This is a genomic window from Mucilaginibacter terrenus, assembly GCF_003432065.1.
Classification (GTDB): Bacteria; Bacteroidota; Bacteroidia; order Sphingobacteriales; family Sphingobacteriaceae; genus Mucilaginibacter; species Mucilaginibacter terrenus.
In genome coordinates, this window is the sequence record NZ_QWDE01000001.1 from 68,378 (window position 1) to 83,812 (window position 15,435).

A 15,435-nucleotide genomic window follows, 5' to 3' on the forward strand; every position below is an offset into this window, starting at 1 on the left:
AATGAATTTTTATCACATAACGCCGATCTATTTAGATCGGCGTTTTTATTTTATAATATCTAGAATGCTTTGCCCCCTTGCTGCCGCAAGCGTGCCGCGTGTGTCTTTTTGCCCGCGTTTAAATTTAAAAATTTAGATTTACATCAATGAGCAGGAAATACAAATTCTTAAATAAGGAAGGGTTGTACTTTGTAAGTTTCGCTACCGTAAATTGGATAGATGTATTTACAAGATCTGTTTATTGTGAAGTAGTGGCAGATAGTTTAAATTACTGCTCAAAGAACTTGGGAATGAACATTTTTTGTTGGTGCATAATGCCGAGCCATGTTCATTTAATTTTTGCAGCACAAAATAATAATCCTGAATTGCTGTTAGGCCGTTTTAAAGAGTTTACATCGAAACAAATTGTAAAGGAGATTTTAGGTAACACACAAGAGTCTCGTCGTGAGTGGTTGCTTTGGATGTTTAAACGGGCAGCAGCTAAAAGCAGTAATGTAACCGGGCATCAATTTTGGCAGCACCACAATAAACCGATACAACTTTGGAGTGCGGCGGTTATACAACAAAAGGCCGATTATATACATAACAACCCTGTAGAAGCGGGCTTTGTTACCGATTGCTGGCATTGGAAGTACTCTAGTGCTATCGATTACGCTGATGGCAAGGGGCTGATCGAAATAAGCTTCCTTTAAAGGTTAGTTATGGCACACGCGGCACGCGTGCGCCAGCGGAGGGTAAATCAAACAAATCTGTTCAGCCATCTTTAAGCGTCATTTAATTGCTTGTTCATATATTTTGAACGCACTAACTCTCTCTTTGAAGCCTGATTATCCGTGTTAGAATCATAAGACTACGATAGAGAGTAGCAGCTATAATAACCAGTCCTAAGACATTAGAGTAAAACAAAAACTTTTCATAAGCTTCACTTAGCAGCAGTTTTAATGTAAACCCTAAAACTGAAATAAAAACCAATGAATTAATACAGCCTTTTAAAAGCGTTGTAGTTTGAAAATAAAGCCTTGTTGAAAAGAAAAGGTCAAATAATGGCACATCGTCATTTTGAGTTCCATTAGGAATTTTAGCCCCAGTTTTAAAGGTAATCAATACCGTAAGTAACGTTAAAACAAACCCAGCTAGGGTAAGAGAAATGGTTGATAGGTCTGTAGTTGTTGACAGGCTGGCACCCGGTTCCGGTAAATTGAAATGACCTTTGTGGTTAAGCCAAAAAAATATAGCACAAACAGAGCAGCCCAATAAATAGTCGTACAACAATGGGCGTTTGAAATAATTGTCTATCATGACCTAAATGATTCAATAAATTGATCAAATTCTGCTTGTATCAAATTGTAATACTTTGTTGTAGTCATATGAGTTGTTCTATCGACTTGGACGACAATTTCTCTCTTGCCCTTTATAAGGTTAAATACATCATTTTCACCTTCATCATTAACAAATTTTAATTCAAACTCATCGAATTGATCAATGTGAAATGGCTTCTCCTTAAATTTTTTAAGGAGCATTTTAATAAACGAATTTGCCTCCTTGTTCAGGTGCTCACTTTTGATTTTTGCACCTGGTGTCTGGAACATGGCTTCAATGCGTATGAAGCTTGGTTTCAATCTATTTCCGATGTTAGCAAAATCAGAAATCAAGCCAGATTTGATATCATCATCCATTTGTGCTATGCTTTGTGGGCGTAGCTTGATTTCGAAATTCAAAACATTCCTCAAATGCCCAAGTGTATCATCAATTGGGGCATGCAGGTATGTAGTAATCTGACATCCTTTTGCCAATCCTAATTCTACAGCAAGACTTCTAAAATAAAACTCAATGTCTGAAACTCTTGGACCTTCGTTGTTGAATTGAGCACAAATTATCGCCGGGCTAACACTGTAATCAATGTAAAAGTGAGTTAAAATGGTGATTGATCCTTTAGCTTTGTCATAAGGAACTAATGTAAAAGCATCAGCCGGTTTTACCATTAACGATTTATCATTTATTAACGCGATAGAACATTTGAATTTTTTGGATTGAGCAACCCTTGCTGCACTATATACGAAAAGCTCACGTTTTTCTAATTCTGGTTTATTTTTGTTTCTATTAATAGCATAAGCTTTACCATTTAGCTGCTCACGATTAAGAAAAGTAATCACATCAAACAAAATGTCATTAGTATTTTGTTTTGTCGAATTAACATAAGGAATAAAGGTTATCTTATGAAGATGGAATTTAACTTCTTGCAAGTTTCCAGAAGCTGAAGCATTTAACGGCATTGTAATATAGCTGAGGTTTAGATTGGTTTAAACCGTAAATATATCTCAAATTACGTAATATAGTTAACAGAAAGATAAAGTATAAGTTACTTCTAGATTGTGTGTTAATTCGGTAGAGCTTTGTAAACACAAGTAATTGACTTTTTACAAAGCTAAGTGTACATTTAGCAATTTCAAGGAAACATGTTAAATGGCAGATTATAAACTGTCGACGCTAAGCTCATTCTTATTAGATCAACTTAAGGTACTGGCATCATTTTACCACATCATTACTCCCCAACCGCCCCTAAGCTGGCGCAAGTATGCAGCTCAGGAATGTGGGTTGAGTACTTGGTCTAGACGTTAGGTTAGGTACCATCAACTAAATTACCCTTGTAACTGGCAGATATGCAAATGAACAAAATGCTACTTATTATAATTTTGGTTTTTATTAGCTCCTGCCAACAGAAGAGTGATAAACTTGAAATGATTACCGTAGCAATTGGCTATTGCCCTGGTGGGTGCGTTTCGTCTGCAACAGAAATAACACTGCACACTTACCACTATTATGAAGGCAACAATTCCACTAAGCCTGGGTACTACGAAGGTAAACTCCCGGCCAGCGATTGGGATAGGATATCAGCAGAAGTAGACAAGATCGATATTAACTCTTTGCATACAGAAGACACCCCGGTAGCTGATGATACTTGGATAGAAGTACTTATTAAAAGCGAGGGAAGGATTACTCACTTAAAAAGTGTGACTTATAAAAAGATGCCTGCCAAGCTAATGAAGGTTATCAACCTGGTTTTAGGAACCTCCAAAAAGGTTAAGTTGACCAAGTCTGACGAGAGCTATCCATTTAAAACCACTTATCAACAAACAAATATCGTAGTTAAGCCTAAGTTTGCTCCGGTAAACCGTTAATGTGCATTGACCTTGCTTTAACTTAAGCCAAAACTAAGCAGTATGTTCGCTTAACCGCCTTACCATCCTCGCCACCGACGCATGTGATAACCCGGTTTGTGCCGCTATCTTCCGGAGCGTAACACCGGAGTTGTGCAGCTGCATTACGCGGTCTTCGGTGGCTTTGCGCTGCTGCTCGGTATAGTGCAGCAGGTGTTCGGCTTCGGTGCCTTCGCCGGTAAATTCAAATTTTAAAAAGTTGTCGTGTTTTTGTATGCGGCACAGGCATACGTTATCGGCACCGTGGGTAAGTGTGCCGGTACGCTGCTTTATCTGCTTGAGGTAGCGCAGGCCGGGCGTGGTTTGGCTTTCGCCTATGGCAAAGGCGCTGTCGGCAAAGTTGAGCAGCATTTTGCTTCCCTGCAAATCGTTACGGGTAATGGGCCGGGCCACATTGCGCTTGGGCGTATGGGCCAGCACCAGTACAGACAGTTTGTACTTGCTCCGGAGCATCTTGAGGCTCTGCATCAGCTTTACGGCCCCGGCTGCCGACTCGGTACTGGTACGCAGGCAGGTAATGTTGTCAATAATAATGGTGCTGGCGTTGGTGCTTACCAGCACGTTCTCGAAGGCGTTGATAATATAATCGTGAAAGCTGGCAAACTTGCGCTCGCGCCCGGCATCAGGATTGATCATGAGCCGGTGAAAGTTGGGCGCAAAGCCGTAGCGGTTGTTAATGTAGGTGTACCGCTCGGCAAACTGCTGAGCGGTAAGTTCAAAGTCGAAGTACAGCACGGCCTCGTCCTGCTTAGTGGTCGTGTAATTGCCTATGTGCCTGCCGGCGCTAATGGCATCGCCTATTTGTACGGCCAGGATAGATTTGCCTACGTTGGTATCTGCAAACATAATGCATAGTTCGTCCTTGCGCCAAAACTCCCCAAACAGGCGCTGGTAGCGCGGCTGGTCCTTAGGTTGTATCAGCCAGTCGGCAGCGGTTTTACTAATAAAGGCATCGTCGGTGTTGGGGTGCAGGTCGTCGTCGTGCTCGCGTTTCAGCTTAAAGGCCTCGTCTTCGGTAATTTCGCCACGGATCATCGAGCGCAGTAATTCAATTTCATAGGGGCGCTCGCCACCCGGGAGGTAGCTATTGTATTGTGTCATAAAAGAAAGTGTTGGGATTGTATACAAAGATACCCAACAGGCGGCAGTAAAGTGCTGACAGTGTTTTGTCAGTAAGATAGGGAGAGAGTTAGGAGTTAAGAATCAAGAGTCAAGAAAGGGGATGGTCTGAACTCGAATTTAGGGAATTTCGGAATCGGCAGAATGGAGCGTTGAGAATCCTCTACTTTGGAATAATTAGGTGTATCACCATTTAAAAATTGCCGAAAAACTGTATCATGGTTGCGAAAACTGTAACACGGGTTTTTGTTAAGTTTTTGATAAACAGCTAAATGACTGTTTTTGGGGGTAAAAAAGTGTAACAGGTGTAACACGTTGTCGTGATACACCTGTTATAGCTTGGGGGTATTATTTGGCGCGTTTGGCGGCCATTTTATCTTTAAACACTTTCATGTAGTAGCCGCCCACAACGCTGCGCGCCTGGAAGCCTACCATTTTACCGTTGGTGGTTTCGTGCCAGTCGCTAAGCGGAACGCGGCTGCTGGTTTCCTGTACGTACTTGTACACGGGGTTAACCAGTCCTTCGAAATCTTTGCGGGAGTTGGCCATAGATGCGGTCCAGATGATCCAGTCGCTCTTGGTGTAGGTTTTGCGGCTATCCAGCGGCAAACCGTATTCTTCCTGGTGCGACAGGTAGTATTTCATCTCCTTTTCGTACACCCCGGCAGGGAATAGCTTAAGGCCGAGTACCTTGTCCCAAACCATGTTATACTTCTGGCTCCAGGTCTTAGGGTTCTCGAACACCAGGCCGTAGTGGTCGCCGGCATCGTCCTTCTCCATCCATTTAGCAGCCATTACAGCAGCCATCTCGCGGTACTTCTTAGCTGCAGGTGCATCGCCCATCATGGCAGCCATCTTAGCGTAGGCACCAATAGCCACAATAGCTTTTACAGACAAGTTTGCATTACGCGCCAGGTGACCCGCAAAGTCGTCGGTACACAATTGGTTGCTCGGGTCAAAGCCAGCTTCGGCCAGGAAGTGGGTCCACTTGGTTAGGGTAGCCCAGTGCTTTTTAGCGTAAGCAGGGTTGTTCTCGGCAGCAACAATAGCCGCGGTGAGGATAACCATGTTACCGCACTCTTCTACCGGCATGTCTTCGCCGTAGGTTTGGCCGTTGGCAATAGGATAGGTGCCCAGGTCATGCGCCGCGAAAGGTTTGGTCCACTTGCCGCTCTCGCTGTAGTAGAAGATACCGTTAAGCATGCCCTTAAGCAGCTCAGGGTTATAAGTAAGGTACAACGGTGCGGACGGGTAGGTAACGTCTACCGTATTTATAGAGCCATTGCTGAAGTTCTCTTTAGACAGGAACAGCAGTTCGCCTTTAGGGCTTTTAACCAGCTGATGCGCTGCAATACTCTGGCGATAGGCCAGCACGCAAAGCTTGGCATACTTCTCGCCGCCGGCTTTCAGCGCGTCGTTGTAAATCTTTGTATCTGTAGCTTTGCATTTGGCAATAACGGCAGCATAGTTCTTTAACGAAGAGCTTAATACGCCTTCAATAGTGGTGCCTTTGGCTTCCTTCCACAACGGGCGCAGGTTGGTTTTGAAGTACTGTACCGAGTAGTCCTCGTCATAACCAATGGCGATGTGTTTCTCGGTAGCAGCACTTCCCACACGACCGAACGGCAGCATGGTGTTCAGCATTAGCTGTTTGCCGGTAAGGGTAGATAGTGCGCCAGGAGATAGCGCGTAGCTATCCAAAGCGTTGTCTTGTGTGCTGATGTACTGTTTAGCGTTGTAAGTAGGAGAGGCCACGTACACGTAACCCCAGTCGATGCGTACGTCGTCGCCTTTCTTTTCTAGCACCGGCTGCTCGGTGGTACCGGCTTTCATTATCTGGATACCGTTTGAAGTATAGGCCGTGGCTTTTACCTGCTGTGTAGGTTTGTTCACCGCAAGGTCGGTAGATACGCCTTGGTAGATATCTACAGCGTGGGTCTTGCTATCTGACGATTGAACCTCGTAGCTGATGTAAGATACAGGAGTAACCAGAGTTTTTATGTCAGTCAATATCAACGGTGAGCTGAAAGTCACTTTGAGCTTCACCGGACCGCAATTGAAGTTGTAGATGGTTTGCGTTGCGGTTACCTGTACGTTGGTTTGCCTGGCAACCTTTATGTTCTCGTTGGTTTTATCTTCCAGTTGTACAGATAAACCAGCATCCAGTGCTGCAAGGCCGCCGGTATTTGTGCAATGGATAGCCAGCACGTTTTCGCCCACCTTAAGGTTTCCGTTGTCTTTCAAGGGAAACATTTGCAAGTCGCCGTTTGCGCCTGATTGACTGCTAACCTTTTTGCCGTTGATGAAAACCTCTGCATCATCATCATGATAAAGGCGTAAGATAAGAGGAAGTACAGGTAATTCGCTTAATGTGAAAGTCCTGCGTACGTAGAGTTCTTTGCTGGTCCAGTGGGTGCCAATGGTACGTATAGCATCGCTGAATGGTGCACTACCTGTTTTCCAGCTGTTGTCATTAAACTCCGGTTTCTCCCAGTCATCAGCAGGTTTTTCAAAGACGTACTTACAGGAATACGGCTGCTCATCGGCAGCGGGCAAGATAGTTTTATAACGCGCAGCAGCCATCCCCATAAAGCGGTAATACTGCCCGTCAGCTTTTAGCACGCCTATTAACGACTGCGGGCTGCCGGTCCAGTGCATTGTGGCAGATTCATTTAACTTATCGGTTGGCGACCATACACTTAAATAAGGTGTGTGGGTGATCAATGGGTAAGCAGGGGCACGGTCTTGTGCAGAGACAGTACCGGTTGTAGCAGCAAGTGCAAAAACAAGTACGTGGAGCGTCCGTTTTGCACGATTAGCAAAATAATTGTAAATATTCATAGATAGTATGTAGGTAAACAGAACTGCAATAATATCAAATAGGATTTGTTGTATGAATTTTATTATGCAAATTCATCAGTTTAATGCCCTACTTATGGATACCTACAAAACTGTGGCCGACTCGCAGGTGACACTTACAGAATTGATGATCCCATCGTATGCCAACTTTGGAGGCAAAATACATGGTGGAATAATTATGGGTCTGATGGATAAGGTTGCGTACGTGTGTGCCGCAAAGCACGCCGGCGGTTATTGCGTGACCGCATCTGTCGACGACATCGACTTTTTGGCGCCTGTTGAAGTAGGCGAACTGGTCTCTCTTATGGCCTCTGTCAACTATGTTGGCAAAACCTCGCTGGTAGTAGGTATAAGGGTGATATCGGAAAATGTTAGGACTAAAGAAATAAAACACACCAATACCAGCTACTTCACCATGGTAGCCATGAACGAGGATCGGACACCACTTACTGTACCAGCCTTGATACTGCAAAATGATGATGACATTCGCAGGTTTTTTCAGGCTTATCACCGAAAGCAACTCAAAAAGTACTATCGTACAGAAGAGACCCGAATTAAATCAGATTTTGAGATGAACGAAACTATAGAACTGCTCAGGACGGAGAGGTGCAAGATTGAAAAGGCAAAGTAATTACGTCAGTATATCAGTGTACCAGCTTGATTACTGCCCAAGTTCTTTCCTAACCGCCGGTGCCACCTTGGTGCCAAACAACTCTATGGCCTTTAATATACCAGTATGGGAGGTATGACCTGTTACCAGTTGGGCTAAAAAGCGTGTATTATTAAATAGGCTGTGTTGCTCCAGTATTTTATCTATCGCCATCTGCGGATCACCAACTACCAGTGGGCCATCTGCCCGCAGGTACTCAAATTGTTCCCTGCTCATTGGCGACCAGCCTCGTTCGCGGCCAACTCGGTTCATTAAGGCTTCGTAAGACGGATAAAAGTCCTTTACTGCTGTTCGCTCGTCTTCAGCTATGTAAAACTGCGAACTTATACCTAATTGCAATTGGCTTACATCATGCCCGGCTTTTGCGGCAGCTTCGCGATATAGTTCTGCAAACGATACAAAATGCCTGGGCGCACTCCCCAATATAGCTATCATCATGGGTAAGTTAAGGGTTCCTGCGCGCTTTGCAGATGCAGGTGTGCCGCCCACGCCTAGCCAAACCGGTAATTGTTCCTGCAAAGGGCGGGGATAAACGCCGCGGTTAGCTATAGGTGCCCTAAACTCACCTTTCCAGTTCACTATCTCTTCTTTGTTTATCTGCAGCAATAGCGCAAGCTTCTCACTAAACAACTCATCATAATCATTAAGATCATAGCCAAAGAGCGGGAACGTTTCTATAAATGATCCACGTCCGGCAAGTATCTCGGCACGACCACCTGAAAGTAAATCTACCGTTGCAAAGTTTTGAAAGGTGCGCACAGGGTCCGCTGAACTCAGCACCGTTACAGAACTTGATAGGCGGATGTTTTTGGTAATAGATGCTGCTGCTGCCATAAACACCTCCGGTGCTGATATCACAAAATCGGGTCTGTGATGTTCACCAAAGCAGAAAACGTCAAGGCCCACCTCATCAGCCAGCTTCACTTCTTCCAATAGCTGCTGAGCACGCAAATGGGCATTCACTGCGTTACCTGGCTTTCCGTCGGGCTGTACTTCGCCAAAGGTGCTTATGCCTAATTCCATTATTATTGTTCTCCATTTTTTTGCTGATACTTGTAATGCAACTGTTTCAAAACGTCTTCGGCCTGTGCATCAGCCGAGTAGCCGTATCCGGTAACCAGAATTCCTTTCTGTCCGGCTGCCGAGGCCAAGGCGTAAACGGTAGCCTCATCCGCAGGGTCGGTAACACCTTCGTAGCGGTATAAATCAACAATCTCAAAATCTTCGGCAGGATAAGCTTCATTATCAGCTTTTAAGTGATTGCCTTCCAAACTAAAGTTTAAATCAAAGCCTTGTTCCTGTAGTTTTTCTGTTGCCTCTGTAACGGTAGCGTAGTGAAATTTCTGTTTCATCGGTGTGATAAATGAGGTGTATATAAAGAACAAACTTATAAAATAGCCTTTGGTTTGCTGCTGCGTTCATATCAGTGGTTTGTAAAGATAAAAGGCGCTTTGCCTCACCCGATAAGTATACATCATTTATCTTTGTGCCGTGCCTACTGCTAAACCAACCAAGCCGTCTCCCAAGCGTTCCCCCCGAAAACCTGCAACACGCAAGAAGAAAGCCGCGCCTGTTTCTAACAAGTGGTGGAAGGTGGCGCTTGCCGGATTGATATTAATATTGCTATCTCCGTTTTACTATGGATACATTCTTAACGGCTTTACCGGAGCATGGCGTTGGATAAAGGACATAGGGGAGGATGAGCACTATCGCACGTACAAAAGCTTTAAAATACGGATACCGTCAGGATATAAGATTCACGGTATAGACGTTTCTTACGCGCAAGGCAAAATCGACTGGGCTAAGGTAAGAGCTATGGAGGAGGACAGTGTCCGCATTAATTTCGCTTTTGTAAAAGCCACCGAGGGGTTACTGATTGTAGACTCCTACTTTAAACGCAATTGGCGCGAAGCGCCAAAAGTGGGCATAGCTTGCGGTGCTTACCACTTTTTTCGTCCACGTAAAAATGGGCTGTGGCAGGCGCGTTTTTTTCTGCAGAACGTAAAAATGGAAAAAGGAGACCTCCCCCCGGTAGTTGATATTGAAGTACTGGATGGTACCACTCCGGAAAAAATGCGTAAAGAGCTTACCACTTTTGTAAAGCATGTTGAGAACAAAACAGGTGTACGGCCCATTATTTACGCAAATATTCAATTCTACAAAGACTACCTCGACGGGTATTTTGATGATTACCCTTTGTGGATAGCGCACTATTATCAGCCTAAATTGAAGTTAAGTAACAACACCAAGTGGCGTTTTTGGCAGCACTCAGATAAAGGGCGAGTTACCGGCATTAATCATGCAGTAGATTTTAACGTTTATAAGGGAGATAGCGTTGCCTTTCAAAACCTACTGATACACTGACCTTTTAACTCGAAAGTTTAAATGGTATTTTAAATTAAATTCTTCGCTATTGTCATAGTTGTGTAAATTACAAAATCAATTATCGACTACATGGCCGGAAGACAATCATGCGCTGGGAACTACATTAAGGTATTTGTTTTTGCATTAGCAGCTTTTGTAAGCACCTCTGTTTGCGCACAAAAAACAACAATGCTCAATGCTTTTGCACACAACGACTACTTTCATAAACGCCCTTTATACGATGCCCTGGATAATGGGTTTACCAATTTAGAAGCAGATATATTTTTGCGGAACGGTAAGCTTGTGGTAGCACATATACTGCCCATGGTAGATAATAAAGGTACTCTTGAAGATTTGTACCTTAAGCCCTTACTTGCAAGCGTAAATGGCAGCAGTAACCTTGCTGCACGGCCATTAGGGCCGGTTACGCTGATGATTGACATTAAATCGAACGCAGAGAAAACTTACCAGGCGTTGAACATACTTTTAAACAAATACAGCTCGATAATTTCAGGTTACGAAAACGGGAAGATTGTGCAACGCCCGGTAACAGTAGTAATTACCGGTAACAAGCCATTTAAGATTATTAAGGAACAAAAAAGCCGACTGGCTTTTATTGATGAAGACCTTACAAAAACCTACAAGGATACTCTCTCTACCAATGTTTATCAAACAGCAAGCTGCAAGTACTCTAAAATGCTGAAGTGGAACGGAAAGGGAAGTTTACCTCTAAAGCAGCGCCAGCATCTATCTGCTTACGTAAAAATGGCGCATAAATATGGTAAAAAGGTAAGATTATGGGCTTCGCCGGAAAACGAAAACGTTTGGAGAGAGCTATTAAGTTGTGGTGTAGACCTTATTAATACAGATCAATTACCCCGCCTGAGAAACTTTTTGCTTGCACGGGCTGATGCTTATGCCGCAATGACCGACTTGAACGAGCAAAGCATCACTCTGGACGGTGTGGATTTTCCTTAAGTTTTACTTTTTTCAGCTATTTTGTCCAGCATTCCCTTAAAAATAAAAAAGTGGAATGGCAACATAGCGTACCAATACAAACGCCCGGCGAGCCCAAGCGGCCTGAATGTTGCGGTCTGACTAATGCAATTGTCTTTATCCATTTTAAATTCCAGCCAGGCCTCGCCGGGCAACTTCATTTCTGCATAAAGTAGAAGCCTTTTCTCTTCCTTGCTGGCTAAAATTACGCGCCAAAAATCTAATGCATCACCGGGAGAGACTTCTGCTGCGTTTTTTCTGCCTCTGCGCAGACCTACACCGCCAAAAAGCCTGTCAAAAAATCCTCTAAAGCCCCAAAGCCAATTGGCATAGTACCAGCCGTTACGGCCACCAATGGAAAATATCCTTTCCAGTGATTTTTGCGGATCGCTAGCCTTTTTGGTCTGGGCGTTTTTAAACACGCCATATTTTGGTATTTCTATATGTTTAGAAAGTCCTCTTGCAAAAATCTTGTTGTCGCCTGCATCGTTCCAACTGGAAAGAACCAGGTTTTGCTCAATTTTTTCGAATGCTATAGCAATTGCCTGTTTATAGGGAATCAGCTTAATACCCAACCTTTGCGGCAATTCATTTTCTTTTGCTATTACATCAATCTTCATGCTATCTACCAAGTTCTTAGCAAGTGGGTAGGAGGTTGAAGTTACAAAGTACAGCCAGTAGGAAGAGAGCTTTGGCGAAAAGAAAGGCACCGTTATAATTTTGCGTTTTAGCTTTCTTACTTCTCCAAACTGCATTAGCATTTGCTTGTAGGTCAGTGTATCCGGGCCGTAAATGTCGAAATGTTTATTGTAAGTATATTCGTCAAGCAGTACGCCTGATAGAAATTGCACTACATTGCGGATAGCCACCGGCTGGCACTTCGTTTCGAGCCATTTGGGCGCGATCATTACGGGTAGTTTTTCCACCAAATCGCGGATGATCTCGAAAGACGCGCTTCCCGATCCAACTATAATGCCTGCCCTTAATGCAGTTACCGGTACTTTGCTCTTACGCAGTTCTTCTTCAACCGCCTTGCGTGACGCTAGGTGCTTGCTTAATTTGTCCTCGTTAACAATGCCACCCATGTATATGATCTGCTTAGCAGTGGTACTATCGGCGTAGGCAACGAAGTTCTCCGCAGAGAGCTTTTCTTCCTTACTGAAATCGCCACCACTCATGCTCATGGAGTGAACCAGGTAATATGCTGCATCTATATCTTTAGGGAGTTGATCCAGCGTCTCCCTTTTTTGCAGGTCTGCTTCAACTATCGTTACAAGTTCGGGTTTGTATTTTTTTATATCTAACCGTGCCTTGTCACGTACGGCGCAAACTACATTGTGCCCTGCTTCCAGCAGTACTGGTAATAATCGTTTGCCTATGTAACCGGTAGCACCAGTAAGTAGAATCTTCATAACTGTTTAACGTACAGCGTCGGCTATTGTTCCAACCTTATAAGTTGAATGCTCCTTTTCCAAAAAAGGAATAGTGTAATTGCCAAAGAAATGATGTTTACTACGCGTTGGATTGCCTTTGTTACTGTTGTAAAAACGCTAAATTTGTCTTCTTGTTTAAGTCAATACGCCGTCCTCTTGGTATTCTGATGAAAGTAACTGGTAGATTTATATCGCCGTTTACGCCGGTACATAATGCTATTTGTACTCTGTTGCTGTTGGTGGTTAGTGTGTGGAATTGCAAAGCGCAGAGCCTGCAGTTTAATTCTAACGACAGCTTAATGAGCAAGCGCACCTCTTACGTAGTGTTTGCCAACAAGCCACCCACCTTTAAAGACCGCTTCATTATCAGTTTTGATTTGTCGTTATGGGATAACGACCACCTGGGCTACGTTTTTAACATTACCGACACGCATAATAACTCGTATAGCCTGACCTATATCTACAATCATAATGGCTCGCCAACACTTAATTTTAACATTGATAGTAAGAGCAATAAGATAGAGATACCCCTGCAGCTTTCTCAATTGAAGAAACGGCACTGGATACCTGTAAAGGTGGACATAAACTTAACGGCCAATACTGTTGCCTTTTTAGTTAATGGCAAATGGTATAAAGCAAAAGAGTTTGGTTTTGAACAGGAGATAACACCCACGATCACGTTTGGCCGCAATCCGCATTACTCTGATGTGCCTAAAATGGCGCTGAAGGACCTTGAAATTGGCAATGAAGATGAGAAATACTTTTTTCCATTAAACGAATGGAAAGGCAGCGCCGTGCACGACAAGGAAGGTGACGCTATCGGCTATGTAGATCACCCTTCGTGGCTCATCAACGAATCTTATTTCTGGACACCTAAATTTCAGCGCACGTTTAATGATGTTGCAGGGCTGAATTTTGATGCGGAGAAGCAAAACCTGTTTGTGTTCGAGAAAGATCGACTACTGCAATATAATGTGCAAGATGGTGTCGTTTCAGAAAAGTCTTACAAGAACACTTTACCAATAAAGCTGGTACTGGGCAAAAGTGTTGTAAATACAAATCAGCATAAGGTATATGCCTATGAGGCTTTGCCGGCAGATAGTAATCAAAGCATTGCCGCTCTTGACCTGAGCACACTTACCTGGCAGCTTTTAGGTAAAGGCTCCATCCGCGACCAAAGACATCATCATAATTCTTTTTTCGACCGGGATCAGAAAGAACTTTATCTTTTTGGGGGATATGGTTCATTCCAGTACCACAAAGACCTTTTTAAGTACGACCAGGCGCTAGACAAATGGCAAAAACTTGAATTTAAAGGTGATACTATAACACCTCGTTTTTTCTCGGGCAGCAGCCAGGCTGATAACAACAATGAGGTTTATGTGTTTGGCGGCTATGGCAACCAGTCGGGTAATCAAATAGTTGGTGGTACGCACTATTACGATTTATACAGGCTCAATTTAACTACCCATACAATTAAAAAGCTTTGGCAGATAACACCTGCAGAAGAGCCTTTTGTATCCGCTAATAACCTCATTATTTCTAAGGATAAGAAATATTTTTACGCATTGTGTTATCCGCACGAAAAACCGAAAACCAATCTTGGGCTGTATAAATTTTCAATCAAGGATGGATCATACGAGATTGTTAGCGGAACTATCCCGGTCACTTCGGAACGTATAGAAAGTGACTTCAACCTTTTCTACGATGCCACGCAGGATATTTTTATTTGTACTGCCCAGGAGTTTACATCGCCAACGCAATCAACCATACGTATCCTTACGCTTTCCGGTCCGCCTGTAACTACACAGGCTTACCTTGAGGCGCAAAAACCCGAAGAAGCCAGCACAGGTAAATACTGGTGGTATGCAGTAGCCGCGGCGGCTACTGCAGGTGGTGTGGCTTATTTGCTTTGGAAGAAGAAATCAAAACCTGCTGTTGCTGATGCTGAGGAACAATTGGTATTTGATCCTTCTTCTAGAAAAAAGGCCGAAAAAAAACCAAACGCGGTGTATCTGCTAGGCGAGTTTAATGCATATAACAAAGCTGGGAAGGATATAACTTACCTTTTCAGCCCGAAAATAAAACAGTTATTTATACTGATATTACTGAACAGCCGGGAAGGCGAAGGGGTGATTTCCAAAAAAATATCATTTACACTTTGGCCGGAGAAAGATGTTACAAAAACCAAGAACATCCGGGGCGTAACGCTCAATCACCTAAGGAACATCCTTGCCGATTTTGATGGTATTGAGCTTACCTTTATAAATGATACCTACCGTTTCCAGATCAATGAAGGTTTTTATTGCGATTACTTTGTAATCAGTTCTGCAATCGATCAAGTGCATCAGCACGACCTTACTACAGAGGCGTTTGTTAACGGATACTTCGACTTGTTTAGCCGTGGCAGCCTTTTGAAGGAGCTGCCCGAGACGTGGCTGGACAATATTAAACTCGAATTTGAAGAATTGTTGTTACAAGTACTGCTGCCCGAAGTAAAACGAATATATGAAGCTGGAGACCACAAGCGCGCGCTGGAGCTCTCTCGCATTGCCTTGACGATAGATCCGTTTAATGACGTTGCATTAAAATATAAACTCAAGTCTCTTCGCCGGATTAAAGGTGTTGACACTGCTCGCAGGGTTTACGACGAATTTGCAGCAGAGTATCAAAAATCGCTCGATAGTGAATATCATGTTCCTTTCGAGAAGATCTGCCGGTAGCATTTCCAATTAAACTTCTTAATAATTAGGTTAATTATGCTCGGTTAACAAAG

General features: G+C 43.6%; 13 protein-coding genes. 6 read left to right on the forward strand and 7 right to left on the reverse strand.

What is annotated here, in order from left to right; all coding sequences use genetic code 11:
* Positions 1-146 precede the first annotated feature (146 nt).
* Positions 147-692 (forward strand): REP-associated tyrosine transposase, encoded by a 546-nt coding sequence (locus tag DYU05_RS00325; RefSeq protein ID WP_117381009.1) that lies wholly within the window; start codon positions 147-149, stop codon positions 690-692.
* Positions 693-804: 112 nt separating this feature from the next.
* Here DYU05_RS00325 and DYU05_RS00330 read toward each other — a convergent pair whose 3' ends face one another.
* Positions 805-1,299 carry a hypothetical protein gene (locus DYU05_RS00330; RefSeq protein WP_117381010.1) on the reverse strand — a complete coding sequence of 165 codons (495 nt, stop codon included), beginning with the start codon at positions 1,297-1,299 and terminating at the stop codon, positions 805-807.
* On the reverse strand, positions 1,296-2,273 hold the full coding sequence (locus DYU05_RS00335) for a hypothetical protein (protein WP_117381011.1): 978 nt from the start codon (positions 2,271-2,273) through the stop codon (positions 1,296-1,298). Before DYU05_RS00335 ends, DYU05_RS00330 begins: the two co-directional genes overlap by 4 nt.
* 465 nt (positions 2,274-2,738) lie before the next feature.
* Between DYU05_RS00335 and DYU05_RS00340 the strand changes: the two genes are divergently transcribed.
* Entirely contained in the window at positions 2,739-3,179 is a 441-nt protein-coding gene (locus tag DYU05_RS00340; protein WP_133300136.1) for a DUF6438 domain-containing protein, read from the forward strand.
* A 33-nt stretch (positions 3,180-3,212) separates the two neighbouring features.
* On the opposite strand, the gene DYU05_RS00345 is transcribed toward DYU05_RS00340, so the two are convergent.
* Both DYU05_RS00345 and DYU05_RS00350 read right to left on the reverse strand, forming a co-directional pair.
* The gene (locus tag DYU05_RS00345; RefSeq protein WP_117381013.1) at positions 3,213-4,319 is read right to left on the reverse strand and encodes an AAA family ATPase; all 1,107 of its coding nucleotides are present in this window, start codon (positions 4,317-4,319) and stop codon (positions 3,213-3,215) included.
* A gap of 366 nt (positions 4,320-4,685) precedes the next feature.
* Complete coding sequence (locus DYU05_RS00350; protein WP_117381014.1) at positions 4,686-7,178, reverse strand: glutaminase family protein; 2,493 nt, start codon at positions 7,176-7,178, stop codon at positions 4,686-4,688.
* A gap of 94 nt (positions 7,179-7,272) precedes the next feature.
* On the opposite strand from DYU05_RS00350, the gene DYU05_RS00355 reads away from it, so the two are divergent.
* On the forward strand, positions 7,273-7,827 hold the full coding sequence (locus DYU05_RS00355; RefSeq protein ID WP_117382892.1) for an acyl-CoA thioesterase: 555 nt from the start codon (positions 7,273-7,275) through the stop codon (positions 7,825-7,827).
* A 30-nt stretch (positions 7,828-7,857) separates the two neighbouring features.
* Here the strand turns inward: DYU05_RS00355 and DYU05_RS00360 are convergent, their stop codons facing one another.
* A complete protein-coding gene (locus DYU05_RS00360) occupies positions 7,858-8,889 on the reverse strand; it encodes an LLM class flavin-dependent oxidoreductase (protein WP_117381015.1) in 1,032 nt (343 codons plus the stop codon).
* Positions 8,890-8,891: 2 nt separating this feature from the next.
* Complete coding sequence (locus DYU05_RS00365) at positions 8,892-9,218, reverse strand: hypothetical protein (RefSeq protein ID WP_117381016.1); 327 nt, start codon at positions 9,216-9,218, stop codon at positions 8,892-8,894.
* Positions 9,219-9,357: 139 nt separating this feature from the next.
* On the opposite strand from DYU05_RS00365, the gene DYU05_RS00370 reads away from it, so the two are divergent.
* Positions 9,358-10,230, forward strand: a complete 873-nt coding sequence (locus DYU05_RS00370) for a glycoside hydrolase family 25 protein (RefSeq protein WP_235853918.1) — start codon at positions 9,358-9,360, stop codon at positions 10,228-10,230.
* Between the two features lie 90 nt (positions 10,231-10,320).
* The gene (locus DYU05_RS00375) at positions 10,321-11,208 is read left to right on the forward strand and encodes a phosphatidylinositol-specific phospholipase C/glycerophosphodiester phosphodiesterase family protein (RefSeq protein ID WP_117381018.1); all 888 of its coding nucleotides are present in this window, start codon (positions 10,321-10,323) and stop codon (positions 11,206-11,208) included.
* On the opposite strand, the gene DYU05_RS00380 is transcribed toward DYU05_RS00375, so the two are convergent.
* Positions 11,205-12,638 carry an SDR family oxidoreductase gene (locus tag DYU05_RS00380; RefSeq protein WP_117381019.1) on the reverse strand — a complete coding sequence of 478 codons (1,434 nt, stop codon included), beginning with the start codon at positions 12,636-12,638 and terminating at the stop codon, positions 11,205-11,207. The genes DYU05_RS00375 and DYU05_RS00380 overlap by 4 nt on opposite strands.
* Before the next feature lie 188 nt (positions 12,639-12,826).
* On the opposite strand from DYU05_RS00380, the gene DYU05_RS00385 reads away from it, so the two are divergent.
* Positions 12,827-15,382 (forward strand): Kelch repeat-containing protein, encoded by a 2,556-nt coding sequence (locus tag DYU05_RS00385; protein WP_117381020.1) that lies wholly within the window; start codon positions 12,827-12,829, stop codon positions 15,380-15,382.
* The last annotated feature ends 53 nt before the right edge of the window (positions 15,383-15,435 follow it).

What these genes read in the sequence shown, in the direction of transcription:
- DYU05_RS00325 (WP_117381009.1), top strand. Translation starts at nt 147, where the DNA reads ATGAGCAGGAAATACAAATTCTTAAATAAGGAAGGGTTGTACTTTGTA.
- DYU05_RS00330 (WP_117381010.1), bottom strand. Translation starts at nt 1,299, where the DNA reads ATGATAGACAATTATTTCAAACGCCCATTGTTGTACGACTATTTATTG.
- DYU05_RS00335 (WP_117381011.1), bottom strand. Translation starts at nt 2,273, where the DNA reads ATGCCGTTAAATGCTTCAGCTTCTGGAAACTTGCAAGAAGTTAAATTC.
- DYU05_RS00340 (WP_133300136.1), top strand. Translation starts at nt 2,739, where the DNA reads ATGATTACCGTAGCAATTGGCTATTGCCCTGGTGGGTGCGTTTCGTCT.
- DYU05_RS00345 (WP_117381013.1), bottom strand. Translation starts at nt 4,319, where the DNA reads ATGACACAATACAATAGCTACCTCCCGGGTGGCGAGCGCCCCTATGAA.
- DYU05_RS00350 (WP_117381014.1), bottom strand. Translation starts at nt 7,178, where the DNA reads ATGAATATTTACAATTATTTTGCTAATCGTGCAAAACGGACGCTCCAC.
- DYU05_RS00355 (WP_117382892.1), top strand. Translation starts at nt 7,273, where the DNA reads ATGGATACCTACAAAACTGTGGCCGACTCGCAGGTGACACTTACAGAA.
- DYU05_RS00360 (WP_117381015.1), bottom strand. Translation starts at nt 8,889, where the DNA reads ATGGAATTAGGCATAAGCACCTTTGGCGAAGTACAGCCCGACGGAAAG.
- DYU05_RS00365 (WP_117381016.1), bottom strand. Translation starts at nt 9,218, where the DNA reads ATGAAACAGAAATTTCACTACGCTACCGTTACAGAGGCAACAGAAAAA.
- DYU05_RS00375 (WP_117381018.1), top strand. Translation starts at nt 10,321, where the DNA reads ATGGCCGGAAGACAATCATGCGCTGGGAACTACATTAAGGTATTTGTT.
- DYU05_RS00380 (WP_117381019.1), bottom strand. Translation starts at nt 12,638, where the DNA reads ATGAAGATTCTACTTACTGGTGCTACCGGTTACATAGGCAAACGATTA.
- DYU05_RS00385 (WP_117381020.1), top strand. Translation starts at nt 12,827, where the DNA reads ATGAAAGTAACTGGTAGATTTATATCGCCGTTTACGCCGGTACATAAT.